Genomic DNA, 15,369 nt, shown 5'->3' with positions numbered 1-15,369 from the left:
CGGCTGCCGTTCCCTCACAAGTTCTCAGTTACGGTAATAAACAACTCCTCGTAGGCCAAAAAGGTTTGGGCGCTCAGCTTTTCCCGACCTGCTCGCGGGAAGGTGAACTTGACGTACGCGATCCCGTCAGCGTCGGACCTCATCGAGGCCAGCGACAAATTCGAATAGAACCACGCAATATTTCTGTTGGCTACAGGCAGCCCTGTCTGCTGGTCAATGATTCTGACTTCGACATGCGCCTCGCTGCCGACAACATTTCGCGGTGAAAGATTAGTGATGCGCTCAAACATGGGAATTTGTGCAGGATCGAATACGTAAAAAGTCCATGTTTTGGAACTTCCAAGACCGACACTCGCTTCGAGCGTGTTCGGCCCCAACTCGATCGGGCTCAGTTGCAGTGTCGACTTGCCATCCATATCTGTAGTGGTGACAAGCAGGTCCAGGCCGGGGATCCGCCACCGGACTTTAATCCCTTCTAGCGGCTTGCCATCATTCCGGGAAACTACACGCACAACCGCGCTGACTGACTGCCCCAAGTTGATGTCAGTGTACAAACTGGTCAACGACTCAATCACCGGCACCAGCCCGCCATACACCAACTGCGCCATATCCCAACCGCCTACTCCACCACTGACCGTGGCAGACAATACGTCATCCTGTTCAGCCGGATAATTAAAGGTCAAACGCGCAAGCCCCTCCTCATCCGTCACCGACGGCGTCAAGGCACTGCCGGCAAAATCCCAGCGCACCTGCACCCCCGCCAGCGGCAAACCGGTGCGTGCCGACACCACTCTGGCAATGGCTTGCGCGCGGTCCTCATTGGGTGGCAAACGAGAGTCTTCCGGTTCGTACAATTCGCTGATGACGCGCGGTTCTTCAAGCGTATACCGCAGCTCGACCGACTCCGCATGCGCCGTCTCTCCCACCGTCGCCGTCACTACCGCCGGCCCCGGCGTCTGCGGTTTGAAGCGCACAGTGGCAACACCGTAAAAGTCGGTCAGACGGGTGGTCGTCCCCAAATCCTCATTGCGCCAGGTCACCAATACGCCGGCGATACCTTGACCGGAAACGGACGACACCACTTTCACCTGCTCGACCAGTTCCTGCTCCCATTCCAGCACTTGCTGAACGCTGGTACTGGTGAGCAGTTTCCACACTTGCTCGCCCTCCCCCAGCGACATCGCGTTGGCCGGCGACAGGCTGGCCAGACGCTCAGCCCCGAGACGCAAGGCGAAGCCACCGTTCTTCAAGTCGGCACAGCGCAAGGAATAGCGCAGAAAACCGAAGGCTGAAGGCTGGCGTGGCGCGCCGAGCGCGGGTTCGAAACTCAGCCCCAGTTCCACTGGGCCGGTGCCGGTCAAACCCAGGGTCAGTTTCTGCTCGAGCAACGGGCTGCCCTCCGGGAACAGTACCTCGATGGCATGTGAGCCACTGCGTCGTGGAAAGTACGTGTGTTTGCCCCATGAATGTTCATCATGTCCATCGAACCGCACCCGCACATCTTCCCAAGGGTCACGGGCAAGTGCCGTAAAAGACAGGGCACGCTGCTCCTCATAGCCATCGAACAGGCTGTGCACATGGGCCACCACCTCCTGCTGACCCGCCGTGCCCGGCAGCAGGCCAAACCCCGACCAGCCGAGGTCATCGCTGGCGACGGTGTCGGAGCCGATTGCGCTCTTCCACTGCACCGCCACCTGCGCGACTGCCTGGCGGGTGAAAGCCGAGACCACCCGGATCCAGCTCCAGGCTTTGTCCTTGCCAACAACAGCGTCGACTGCGGACTCATGCCAGTCTTCGATTCGCAACTTGTTATGGCCGAGCTGCATCGGAGTCGCGCTCATGGGCCGACTCAACGCAGGTAGATAAAGCTCAAGCGTGAAGTTGCCAGTCGCTTTGCTCAAACTTAGGTCCAGTGTCCATTCGAGACCGCCGTCAGCAAGTGGTCGGGCAATATCGGGCGCCGGCTCGATCTTCGCACCCAGCTCATCGGCCGGCGTTCCCTGCCATATCAATATGGCCTGCAATCCCACCAGAGGGCTCAAGGCATTGGGCAGGTAACGCAAAGTGTGCGTGGCCCCGATGCAGGGAAACATTCTCTGACTGGCGATGGTCGCAGTCACCTGATCCAGCATCACCGTCAGCTCATCCACAAGCGCTGTAGAGATCAGCCGACCGAACAACTCCCGGGGCGCGGCCAGTACCGGACTGCTCAAGGTCAGGCTGAACAGACTGCTGGTACTCGAGGCGACCTGCGAGCTGAACGTCCACTCCAGCCCTTTTGCCTCAAGCTTGCGCGGCTCGCCGATAGACGTGACGGTCAACCCGATTCCCGGCGGCGCCCCTCGCCATTGCAGCGTCACCATCTGGTCAAGCAGCACACTGCCGGCCGTGGGTTCGACTTTCAGTGTGTGGGGGGCTCCGCGCCAGCACAGCAACCCCAACTCGGCCAGATCGACTGCTACATCGTCGAACGCAATCCTGACCTGATCCTTCCACGGACTGCTGGCCAGCGCCGTCACTGCAAACGGTCGCTCTATCGGCACCGCTTCATCGTGGGCCAGCACGCGAGCGGTCACCACCCGTTCACCGGCGTGGCCTGGTTGATACAGCACACTGGCCCAGCCGCCGATCCCCGATCGGGTGACAATCGTGCCTTCGGGCGTCTGCCAGTCCACCCGTGCATTGTTGACCGGATCGCCGTCGCCACTGGTGACCACATGCACCACCTGTATCCGCAACAGAACACTTTCGCCTTCGTCCACCACGGGAAACTTGTTGGCCTCCTGAACGTCACCAATGCGCACCAGATTGCGTGCCAGTGACATCGGTTTTCTGTCCGAACGCAGCAATAACTTCGAGCACGAAAGCTGCAACTGAAAACGCCCGTCAAGCTCGTCCCGGCAGTCCAGTTCCCAGCTCAGGTCGGCGGCGCTGGAGGGCACCCATTCTTCCAGCTCGGGACGTACCTCCACACCCAACTGTGCCGCGCTATCGCCTTCCCAGTGCATGGCCAGCTCAGTGCCAAGTAACGCCTCAGGCAGCCGCACACTCAGCTGATAAGTCGAACCCCGATTGGGATAACCGGTCTTTTGCGCCCAAGGCGAGGTAACGTCTTCTACCACGGCCAGTACGTCCTTCCATGGATCGGTCGCCAGCACTCGAACGTCGAGCTTCGTGGTTTCGACACCGCTGGCGTAGTAAGGGCTCGCCACCGAGGCCAGAATGGCAATGTCGCCTGCCGCAACGGGCAGATAATCGACATACGCCCAGCCTTCCGGGTCAGTGGGGGTCGTACTCAGCACACCCTGCTCTTCTGTGGCCCAGGTCACCGTGCGTCCAGCCAGAAACTGACCGGTGTACCAGGACGCTACGCGCACCCCCAGACGCACTGATTGCCCCAACTCCAGCACCGGGAAATACGCAGCCTCCAGCACCTCATCGAACATCAGCCGGTGATGCCCCAGCGAGACCTGCATCGAGTAAGGCTCGGCGGTGAACTGGTTCACCAGTTGCAGCGTGAACAAGTAAGGTTCCTGATCACCGATCAATGGACATTGAAGGAGCCACGCTGAATCCAGTGGTTGATCCACGCCCCAGGCAGGGGTCGCAATAATGGCGCCTTGTGGATTGTCATCGCTCACCAACGCAGCGCTGGTGTGCAACCAGGGACTGTCGGGGGCGAGTATGAACTCAAGCCGGTGCTGCAAGTCCCCCATCGCGCCCAGACACAAGTGAACCGGCTCGTCAGGTAACAAATGCTCTGCGTCTACCTTCACCGTGCGCACCTGCGGCAGCGCCAGGTGCAATTCCAGGCGAATGCGGGTGATCAAAACCCGCAGGTGATAGTCCTCGGGATCAGCATTTTCCGGAGCGACGATTGTGAGGCGAATCTTGTCCTCGCGCTGCCCCGGAAATTCCAGCGAAGTGCTGCAGAACGTCGGTTTGAAATCCAGCGGCTGCCCATTGGCAATCCGGACCTGCTCCTCTGCAGCGTCGCGAGCGCTGCCCGGCGGCAACGGTATTTCTCTCAACGGGGTGCCATCTTCAGCCGTGATGAGTATGTTTCCCGGTTCGGTGTGCCGCGTTTCATACATGAAACTCAGCACATACCGGGCACTGTCACTTGGTTGCAAAGGTAAAGTGAACGTTTGATGGACAGAGGCAAGGTTTCCCGCAGCAAGCACTTTAATCTGCACATCTTCATACACTTCGCCTATGACTGAGATCTCACGTCCATTGTTGCCCTTGTTCCAGAACTCCAGACCCTCACGGAAATCCCCATTGAGCACCAGACTGTCATTGGCCTGAATCACGGGTTCAAACATGTTGGTCTGCTCCTTGGTTATTACGTGAGCGGGACGTCAGCGCCCGGGTGACCAGGTCTTTGACGGCGAGGGTAAACGTCGGCTCACCGGCCTTGGCCGTGTACCGCACGCGCACAATGATGTCGGTAAGCGAGTTGAGCATCGACGCTTGCCGCTCGCATGTGGGCCAGGGAAAGTGCAACTGCCAGCGCGAAACCGCGCCGGTGTTCTCGAACGGGTTGAGCAAGCCCTCATCCGGTTTAGAGGCGTTCATGCCTGTGTCGGCGATCCCTGCCGATAAACCGATCTGCTGACCACTGCGCAGATTGAACAGCACCTCGTCCGGCGCCATCTTGCCCGCGGGACGATGCAGGTACTCGACGGACTGCGCCGTAGCCTGGGTAGCGATCATGCTGCCGATCTGCAGCAGCGTCGCCTGTAGGTCCTGATAAGAGCCGAGCAGTCCGGGCGTATGGACCTCGACCAGGTTGATCAGCCGGCAATACTCGCCGGGGTGATCGCGATCGAATGACAGCTGCGTCAGCTGAAATTCCAGCGTGCCCTTGTCGGTCAGCTCTTTCAGTGCCTGGGTCCAGTCGGAGAATCCCGGCTGCGGATCTTTCCGGTCATCGAACAAGCGTCGCAACGAAACGGTCTTGACCCGCTCCAGACGGCGTTCATGGCTTTGCAGGTACAGGCGGTCCATGCGCAGCAGGTATTCGCGCAAGTGCTCACCGGCGGTCAATCCGTGACGATTGTCCAGCCAGACCTGTGGTAACGCCTCAACGGTGTCGTAATTGCCGGTTTCAGCACTCAACGACGCACGGGCACTCAGGCACAGACTGACCACCGCATCGTAAGCCTGATAGTGCAAGGCCTTGAGCTGGCCCAGGAGCCAACCGAACAATTCGGCGTTGGTCGCACGTTTTTTCAGGTAGTTGTAGAGCGTCAGCGCCTGACCGTTGGCCCGCAGGGTTTGCTCCAGACTCTTCCTGGCCGCTTCCACGGCGAATGTTTGCGCGGTGATCTGCCCGGCCAGCGCCGCGACTTCGGCCAATGCCTGATCGCGTTGCAATTCCCACTCCCTGCGGCGCAGGCGGTAGCTTTCGGTGAGGGCTTGTTTATCTGCGTCGACCTGCACAATCATCGCGCCGAGCTCCAGACCATAGACCACGGCATCGGCGATTTTTTCTGGACGATGACCACCGTTGGCCACGCCGAAAATATTCGGCAGGGCCCCCACGACTGCGCCTCCGGTCTTGATCGCGTGCGTCCCTGCATTCATCCATTTGACGGCCTGCAGCTTTTCCATGACCTGGTATTCGGCATCGCTGATGTGTTCGTCGTACCAGGCGTCGTATCGTTCGGCCCGCTGCCTGGCCATGGTCTGACTCTCGCTCAGGGCCGTGAGCCCCGCTTCAAGCTGAGCAATGGATTGTTCTTGAACCGCGCGGGTGTAATCGCCCAGTTCCTTGAGATGCTCTTGCTGCAGTTCTTCCTGCTCGGCCCGATCGCGCTGTTCCAGCAGGCGCAAAACCTGGCTGCCGTACTCCTGCAAGGTCTGCACGGCGCGCAATGCCGCCTCATAGGTGACCCGCCAGCGGAAGGCGCCCACCACCAGACGTCCGCCCATCGGTCGCGGCAGGCCAACGCCGCCAGCGGCCAGATCGCGCAACAATTGCTTAGGATCGGTGGGCGGGCTGAACAGCGCAACGTCCAGTGGTTTGCCATCCAGGGTCAGGTTGTTGCGCAAGTTGTTCAGACGCTGGCCCGGCCAGTCGAACAGATCAAGCAACTGTTCGTTGATCGGCAGTTTGAACGGCTCGTTCGCCAGCAGGCCCATCAACGGTGACGCTTCGGCAGCCGGGGGAATGTCTGCCGGAGAAAACTGCAGTTCCTGCTCGAACTGTTCGAGCGCGGGGCGGTTCGTGCTCTGTCTCAACAAGTCGTCTACCGTCTGCGCTTGCCAACGAGTCACCGCGCGAACAGAGGGTGGCTTGCCCATCAGAAACTCGGCTTGTACGTAACACAGTTTTGCCGCCACCAGCGCATCGCGGGTGAGCTGACGGTAGTACCAGTCGCCCCAAGCGACCAGGTTTCTCACGTACTCGGTGAACAACAGAATCTGATAGTGCTGTGGCGCGGCATAGGCGATCGCATCAGGATCGGTGGGCATCTGTGCTTCGTGCCCGACTTTTCCCTCGCTGTACAGAGGACGGCAGCGCCAAAAACGAGGTTTCTTCGGCTCCACCGACGTTTCAACGGCTTGCGGATCGAACACATAATGCAGCCAGTTCTGCGCTTCCAGATAGCGATCCTCAGCCCGCAAACGGGTCGCCACCAGATGCGGCAGATGAAAAAACAGCTCCCAGAAATACAGACCATTGGCCCCGTCGAACGCCCCGTTCGGCTCATCGATCGGTCCCGCAGCTGGAGGTGGTTCGGTCAGGAACTGGGTGTCCCAGTCCAGTACGGCATCCACGGAGACATTGCTGCGCTGCACCAGCTCCGGGCCGAACAGCGAATTCAAGCGCGTGCGGGACAACACACCAGGCTGCCTGAAGCCGATGAACTGCGCGGCATCCAGCGTATTTTTTTCCAGCGTCGGCGGCACGAAACGGGTGATTTTGGTCAGCGAGACTGTAAATTGCCTGCTGCCTTGTTCGGCGTTGCTCAAGGAGAACTCGACCAGCCCGGTGAATCCTCCTTTCAAGCGCTTGAGTTCCATCCATTGGGTGGCCCACCCCCCTGCAACCGATTCTGATGCCTTGACAGGTACAGGGTCGCCTTCTGCACCATTGCTCAGTGCCAACTCGAACTCGGCGCGCTCGCCGGTGTTTCCGCCCGTCGCCCGACACAGCCCCCTGACCCAGAGAAAATCCTCTGTACCCTTCTCCGAAAACACCGCCTGCAGCCCGTAATAACCCGTCAGCGGTCCCGAGGTCTCACTCTTGATCGCGACCACTGGCTGATTCTTCGGCGTCAGCGAATGCTGCAAGGTCAGAATATCGGTGAAGCGTTCATTGGCCAGATGATCGAGCCAAGTGCCGTTGTCTTCGGCCAGCGGACGAAAGAGCACATCGCGGGTGGCGCGTACTTCCAGACCCGCCGGGCTGGTGAGCAATACACCCAGCCGTCCCTTGGGGTGAATCAGGTCATCGGCCAACGTCATCGCCAGCAACCGGGCATCCGCGCTGGTATCGCTGCCCTGATCAGCGCTGTACAGGCTCAGTGGTGCGGACCATTCCGCGTTCTGGCTCATGAACGCCAGGTTGATATCCAGCTTGGGGGGCACATAGCCGTTCACCCCTTTTTCGCCTACCTGATCAGACCATTCGGCCCACACCAGACACAAGCGTCCCGCCCAGACCAGCGGCCGTATATCCAGAACCCGGCCGCCCACCGGAATGTCGACGGGTTGCCATTCATTCCATGTCGCCGGGTTGACCGGATTGCCGGCAGTGGTGAGGTCGATGTCGGCCTTGCGCCAGTAATACTGCAACGGCTGCACCCGCTGACGACCGACGAAATAGTAAGTTGCACGGCTTGCCGAATCGCCCTCCAGGCAGGCGCTGATGACGTCCAGATTGCAGGTCTGTTCGAATGCCTTGAGGTATTCCTGCAACGCACGCCGCACCGAATCGTCGGTCAGACGCGTTTGGTTCAAGTCATTTTCCAGTGCCTTGAACAGACGGGTCTTGCGTTGCCGCACAAAGGGATTGATGAAGTTTTCCGGATAGTATGCGATCAACGTCAGCGCCGCCCAGTCGGGGTAATTGCTGTACAGCTCCCAGAGTTTCAAGTGTTCTGTCGGGAAAACCGTGTCTTTGTAACCCGGCTCAAGCTTGCGATAGGCCGCATGGATGAATTGCTGCGCGCAACTGGTCGCCTCGGCGACCCACGAACTTTGCACCGGGTAGTTGTCCAGCGGATCCATGCGCAATAACTCGAACAGATCCTGCGGCGTTTTCACGAAAGAGTAATTTTCTCTGGCAGCCTGACCGATGCAGTACTCGACCAATGCTGCGCGGCGTTTTTCCAACAAGGGAGACAATTTGCGCTGGGTCATGGTCTTGTCCTGAGTCGTGGGGTTAACGCTGCGTCAACCAACGCTGTCATTGGAGAATCGGGGCTTCGGTGAAAGTGACCGGGTCAAAATCTATTTGGTGGTTATTGGCTTCGCAGCGCACGCTGAAAATGAACGTGCCACCGGACGGACTCGACACGTACACCCGTGTAACCCCCTCGGCATCGGCATAATTCTGTTCGGGACGGATCACCGCCGTGCCGCTGCTGCCGCTGGCCGGTCTGGCAAACCAGCGCACCAGACGATTGCGTCCGGGGTTTCGATAGTTGTCGCGCAGCGTGGCGTACAACGCGATTTCCTGCCCCGCAGGAACCGGCTCCAACGGCACCAGAGACGTTAATGGTGCCGGGAAGAAAAGCGTATCGGGGTCATCGGCGATGTTGATGGTCGGGGCCTGTTGCGCGTCGATCAGGTCAAGCCAGAACAGCGGCGTTTCCTGCCCCATGACCTTGCCCGGCAGATACTCGACCGTTACCGTTCCATCGACTTCAGTGGCCTTGGGCACAATCGTGCCGAGGCTCACTTGCCAGTACACATTGACGCCACTCAGTGGCCGCTTGTCGGCATCGCGCAGCGTCACGGTAAACATCACTTTCTCGTCGTCCTTGCCGGCCACCGCCTCAGTCTTGTCCACCACACAAGTCATGGTGACCAGCGGTTGCGTCACCTCATCGGCGAAGGTCACCACCGACTCGCGGCTGTCTGAAAGGCTGAGCAGCGCACGCTCGGCGGCGAACCGGTACGCATCCTTGTTGACGTCTTCCGGCAGACTGCCCACGAGGAAAATCGTCAGGGCGTCCATGCCGCTGTCCCGGGCCAAGACGCGGATGCGCATCAGCAAATCGAGCTGGGGCAGTGTCTTGAGAATGTTCAACGTCGGGTCGATACGGCTGACACACTCACGCACCTCCTGCACGCTCCAGTCGAAAAACGCCGCCAGTCGCAACGCGGCCGCTTCCTGTGCCAGGCGCAACGCGTCGCCTGTCAGAGGGCTGGGCAATGCATTGACCTGACGCAGGTAATCGAGCAGTTTGCCGGCCGGTTGCGCGCTCAGCTCGAAGGCCCGACCCAGTGTGCTCAGGTAATACAGGGTACGGATAGACAGCAGATGTCGATCGTTCTGAGCCATCCAGGCCTTATGGCCGTACTGCAGAAAGTCTTCGAGCAACACCGCAGACAGATCCAGCTGGTTCGTCACGGCGCTGCGACGTCGCACGTCAGCCAACAAGCTCAGCAGCGGGTCGGGTTGTTCAGAAGCACGTGCAGCGCGCCTGAGCGCATCAGCCGCATCACGATCGGCACGCGCGCTGACCTGAGACAGCAATTGATAAACGGTGGACTGTGCCCAGGTCAGCATCAGCAATCCGCGTTCGATATCAAGGCCGGTGTACGCCACCAGACACTCCCTGACGACCGAGACCTGCGCTTCCCGCGCCTGCAACAGCACGCCGAGCATGCGCTCGACAAGAACGCTCCGAACGGCGTCTTCGCTCTCGCCCAGCCCTTCCCTGATGGCCTGGTCGAAGATTTCCCTGGCCAGGCTCAGGTATTGGGCCTCGGGTAATTGCAGATCGATGATCAACCCCCTGTCGTCGACCAGCTCGGTCAGCAAATGCAGCCAGTCCAGCCCTTCCAGCGAGGGCACGCCAGCCATCGACAACCCGGCATTGTTGAACAGCGTCGCCGGCAGCAGGTTGAGAATCTGCTCAAACAACCGACGCTCAGCCTGCGTGGCTACCGCCAGCGCCTGCAGCGGTGCCACGTGGTTCAACGTCCACAGCACAGGGATTTCGCGATCCCTGCACCAGGATACACAGGCGTGCAGGGCATCAATCAGATTGAGCACGTCCGGTGGGGTTTGGCTTTCGAGTCGTGTGTACAGGCGCGGTACACCTGCCAGCCCGTCGACCCAGCGCTCGCCACCCAGCAGGGTCAGCATCAACACCCCTTCGACCGGGGTAATGCCCAATAACCGTGGCAACTTCACCAATCGGTAGAAACTCGAAATGACTGCCGGGGTGCGCCTGAGCGTGCCGTTGAACCCGTGTGCCCGTTCGATCGCGACCGCAAGGTAGGCATATGTCTGCAGATCGATAGCCAATCCGCTGCACAACTGGCTGATCGTCAGCTCCGCCCCGGACTGTGCCGGCAGCGTCGCAAATGCTTCGCCGTCCAGCACCAGGGGCTGACGATAATTGCCTTGGCTGTTGAAGGTACGATCGAACAGTGACAGGGCATCGGCACGGCCGTAAATCGGGATTTCATCGAGAAATACCGCGAAGTCCTCTGCCGAACAGCCATAGCGTTCACGCAGCGACTGAAACAAGCCGAGGGCCTGCACCTGATGGGTGGAAATCCACCACGGGGCTGCCCGTTGCGCCTGACGTGTCTCTGCCCTGATCGCCGCCGTCAACAACGCGTCCACCTGCTCGCTGGGCAGTTCCAGCCATCGATCCAGACGCAACTTGCGATTCATTCGTTCGTAGCGGTCAATGGTGGCCGGGTCTTGTGTAAAACGATGCAGAAAAGTTGTGCTGTCTTCACTGTAAACAATGCCGAGTGCCGGGCTGGTCGCGGCATTGAGGTACACCGAGCCGGATCGCTGGCTCTCGTCAGCGCCCGGTTGCTCACTTTCATACACAGTGACGTTGGCCGAACGCGTCGGGGCGAATTCGCGAATCGACAGCAACGACTCGATATCACGGGTGTCCAGCCCTGTTTGCTGGCCAAAGAACTTCACCTGATTGAGGTCCTGCCAATCTTCTACGGTCGTACCAAAGTTGCGTTGGTAATATTCGAGTTTGTTTGCCTCGTCAGTGGGCGCCTCCGTCAACAGTTCACGCTGGTAGGGCCCCAACCGCGACGCATGGGTAAAGGCGCGACCGGCATCGTTGTCCCACGCCTCGGGCTGCAGGAAGTAGGGATAGGCCAAATCCACCATCTGGACGATATTGCCCACCGACAAGCCATGTTCCCGGGCGACAAAATCAAGCGTGACCCAGTGCTGGTAGTACGGCAGACCGTTGGGATAACGGGTCTGGATCAACGCCTCTTCGAGGTCAGTGGCGTTATCGTTTTCCTCGATGAACGTTTCGAGTACCGGGACGATGATGTCCAGCGCCGACACCGCCTGATGCACGGCATTGAAGTCAACCCGCAGCCTCTTCAGATCCTGCCGACGCTCATGCAAATCGAGCTTATCGGCGCTGCCCATGGGGAGTATTTTCTCTTCGATCCAGCGCAACAGCTCAATCAGGTAGGCCACCGGGGAGACGATTGACTCCAGTGCCTGCGGCGGGCACATGGCATCGAAATCTGGCGAGAACAGCTGCTCGTAGCTTGGCCCATCGACCCTCGACAACAGACCGCTCCCGGGGCGGGTGACCCGGGCGTTCGAACCGCTCAACGAATGTTCAATGAACTGGCGCCGGACAAACACCGCCAGGCTGTTGGCCCTGCGTAAAAAGGTCTGCGCATCGTCGGGGCTCAACCGGTAATGCCTGACCAGCCCCTGAACGCCTTGTTCGACCAGCGGAAAAACCGAACCACCGTTTTCCAGGTGATCACAAAAATCGGCGTAGGTTTCGCGCTGTTCGTCACTGAATACCTGTCTCAGCCACTGCTGCACCGGGCGGATCAAAGGCTCGGTCATGGTCGGGCTCCCGGAGCAATCGACGTGATCTCGAAACGCTCGCTTTCAACCCAGTCGGATACGGTCGAGCCATCCGCAGCGTCAGTGATGGTCTGCTGGAATCGACACCACTGGCCGCCTGGCAGCAGGGGCTGCGTTGCCTCGCCGCTCCAGCCTTGAGCAGTGACGGCAATGCCTGCGCTCAGCACGGTGTCAGGGTTGAACCAGGGCACCACGCGCCCGACACCCGTGCGTCCCTTGCCGACGAAACGCAGCGGATTTTCTACCCGGAATCCCGGTGCCGGCTCATCGATAGCTGGCAAATAGGTGCCCAGTACCACTGGAAGTGCAGCCGAGGCGGCAGAGTCGAAATCATCACGCGAAGCCACCGCCACCAGATTCGCAGGGCCGACGGACTGCCCTGTTTCCAGCGTCAGTGACCAGGTACGGTCCTCAAGCACCGGGGCGCTTGCGCGCGTCGTGCCCCTGCTGCCTGTCAACGTCACAAGCACGGTGTCGCCCGGATAGCCAAAGCCGGACACCACGACCTGACGACCGATGTGCACGCCGCGTCCGGGGCTTTCGATCACCGGGGCGGCAGGCACCACTTTGTAAGTGCGCGGAGGACTTTCCCTGGACGCGTGGGTCTCGAAGAATTGCCGGCCCTTTACGGTGTAGTTGCCGACCGGCAACGTTACCTCGGCACGCCATTCGCCCACAAAGTTGACCGGGACTTTATCGAGCAGGATTTCACTGGGATTTTCACGCCAGATCGTCACTTGACCAAAGGGTTCGGCGGTGCCCGAAAGCGTCGAGGTCCGGGCCAGCGATTGATTCGGCGCCGGCACCCTGATGACCGGCGGCACCAGCACGACAAAATAGCTGCGCACGGCACTGGGCAAAGAAGGTCTGCCAGCAATGGTTTGCACGGCTTCGATCTGGTATTTGCGAAACTCGAGTTTTTTCAGTTCGACGAACCAAGAGTTATGATTGGTCAGCCGTTTCGGTTCACCCAGGTTCCGTCCGAATTGCGCATCCCGCAGTTGCAACGTCGCACCGTTGTAGCCGTTGACTCCGCGCACGGTCATGTCGTAGTGGGTGTCTGTGTTTTCAGTCGGCTCGGTGATCACCAACTGCTCCGGGCTGACTGAAAACGCTTGCGAAGCGGGCGGCGATGGGCGCCCGGCAACGCTCTGGATCACGGTCACCCTGTGCTCCCTGTCCGGAGCGAAGCCGGCGTCGCGCTTGAAGGTCCATGTGCCGCTGGTGCCGACCGGCCGGTGCTCGTTCGCGCTGTCGCTGTATTTCAGGCTCAGCGTCGCGCCGGGCCAGCAGGTGCCGGAGATTTTCGGTGACAGTCCATCGTCCTCGACATCAGTGATGACGGGGGCCAGTAGCGGCACGGTGATTGTCATTTCCACCGGGTCGGAAACGAGCGCACCGTCCTTCTGCACCAACAACACAACTTTGGTGATGTTCGGCTCCCAGCCTGCATAGGCCCGGGCCGACCAACCCTGCGCCGTGACCGGTGCAGGCGGTGCAATCGGCGCGCCGGTTACCTTGTCCGTCACGTGCACCGTCGCGCCACTGACCCCCTTGCCAGTCAGGACCGGCGTGTAATCGACCACCGTACAAGCCAGCTCAGTCGGCGCCGGAAAACGGTCGATATTGATGATCCGCTCCACCGCAGGCGACACCGCATCACCCAGTTTTTGCACGACTTTCACCGTGCGCGTCGAACCGGGCGCCCAAGCCTGAGTAGCCCGGGTCAACCAGCCTTGCGCCGTGACGGTGGTTGCCGGAGCAACCGCACTGCCATCGGCCTTGTCGGTAACCTCGACCGAAGCGTTGATAAAGCCCTTTCCGGTGAAGGTCGGGGTGTAATTGGAAACGGTGTGAGTCACCTCCGTGGGCGCCGGCAACTCTGATGAAGTCCTGAACAGGTACTCGTGGGAGGGAATCCAGCCTCCGGCGTTATCGGAAACTTTCTGCACGACCTTCAAATTGTAAACGCCGAAGGGCCATTTCTGTGAGGTCGTTCTCCAACTGCCTGCGGTCACGACTACGACAGGTGGCGGTGTCGCCTCTTCCGGGCCGTTGACGATGGTGATCTCAACCGTGGCGCCGGTAAAACCTGCGCCGGAAAACTCGATGGTGGTGAGGGTTGGATAGGTGACGCTGACGGAGGTCAGTGCAGGGGGGCGGATTTTGAACGAGCGCGGCGAACTTACATCGGAAGTGACGCCTGACAGCGTCTGCCGCGCAACAATCGTAAAGCTGCCCGGCGGCATGTCTTGAGTGAACGCAGTGACCTGCCATTGTCCGTTGCTTTCTGCTGTGCCCTGGCCAATCTTGAATGAATGTTCCAAATCCTTTAGGACTTCGACAACGGCACCTGAAACAGCCCTCCCCCCCGCTATCGGACCTCTCGGATCGGTCACTGCTGATTCGGATGGCGTCGTGATTGTCGGCCGCAGAAGCAAGGTGAAATATTGCGTTGCAGTCCAGTCATTCAGCCCGCGGTGACCAGCCTGCATTTCGACCAGACCACCGTTAGGATAATTATCCTGGTTGAACGGGGCCTCCCATGTGCGGTTGGATTTAACAAGTGCCGTTGCATGTAAAACACCGCCGGGTTTCATCACGTCAATTGTTTTTCCCGGCGTACCCCGTCCGGTAATCAATAGTTGAGCACTGGCGCGTACCACTGCTCCTGGTGACGGGGAATCGATGACCGGAGCCACTTTCAAAACCACAGTCATCAAATTGGATCTAGAGGATGAGTATGTGCCGACTTTCTGAATGGCATAATAAGTCAGTGGCTGTGTTTCAACAGGCAGACTGATATTAGCCGTCCAACTGCCACCGACCCGAATAGTGGCGTTACCCAGCGAGGCATCATCCGCAGCATTATAGAGAGTGATTACACCATCATTAAATAAACCACCACTACCCTGCACTGTGAATTGGGGTGACGTTACGTCACCGGAAGGCTCATTAATAATTGGTGTAGTAACTTCGATAGTGAACGACACTCTTGATGTCGAAGCCTGAATCGCTTCCAGGTGATAACTACCAGGGGGATGAGCATTCAGGATGCGGGACCATGTATTCCCGTTGATTATTCCGCTACTTATCTGAACCGATTCTTGCCCCCGGTACAAGTGCAATACTATATTCATCGGAAGGCTTGTGGTGCCCGTGACGGAAATCGGAACAGGAGGGATAGTTCCATTATTTGCAGGCGTGATAATTACAGCGCTGGCTGGACCAGTTTCGCCATCATATTCCTGAACCATGAACACTCCCTCCGGTTCCACCCCCAAGAATTGAACATCTGTATATAG

The 15,369-nt window shown here is 59.4% G+C and carries 4 protein-coding genes; all 4 read right to left on the bottom strand.

Annotated features, from left to right (window positions below; all coding sequences use genetic code 11):
• Positions 1–14: 14 nt before the first annotated feature.
• Genes L6D63_RS09365 through L6D63_RS09350 form a run of 4 tightly spaced genes read right to left on the bottom strand, consistent with a single transcriptional unit; the run spans position 15 to position 15,321 of the window.
• Entirely contained in the window at positions 15–4,325 is a 4,311-nt protein-coding gene (locus L6D63_RS09365) for an Ig-like domain-containing protein (RefSeq protein WP_131671142.1), read from the bottom strand.
• Positions 4,318–8,373 (bottom strand): Tc toxin subunit A-related protein, encoded by a 4,056-nt coding sequence (locus tag L6D63_RS09360; protein ID WP_131671141.1) that lies wholly within the window; start codon positions 8,371–8,373, stop codon positions 4,318–4,320. Before L6D63_RS09360 ends, L6D63_RS09365 begins: the two co-directional genes overlap by 8 nt.
• A 46-nt stretch (positions 8,374–8,419) precedes the next feature.
• On the bottom strand, positions 8,420–12,043 hold the full coding sequence (locus L6D63_RS09355) for a Tc toxin subunit A (protein ID WP_131671140.1): 3,624 nt from the start codon (positions 12,041–12,043) through the stop codon (positions 8,420–8,422).
• The gene (locus L6D63_RS09350; RefSeq protein ID WP_131671139.1) at positions 12,040–15,321 is read right to left on the bottom strand and encodes a hypothetical protein; all 3,282 of its coding nucleotides are present in this window, start codon (positions 15,319–15,321) and stop codon (positions 12,040–12,042) included. Before L6D63_RS09350 ends, L6D63_RS09355 begins: the two co-directional genes overlap by 4 nt.
• Positions 15,322–15,369: the final 48 nt, after the last annotated feature.

The organism is Pseudomonas parakoreensis, from assembly GCF_021602155.1.
GTDB lineage: Bacteria > Pseudomonadota > Gammaproteobacteria > Pseudomonadales > Pseudomonadaceae > Aquipseudomonas > Aquipseudomonas parakoreensis.
The sequence above is the reverse complement of the archived record's forward strand: the minus strand, read 5'-3'. Positions and strand labels throughout refer to the sequence as shown.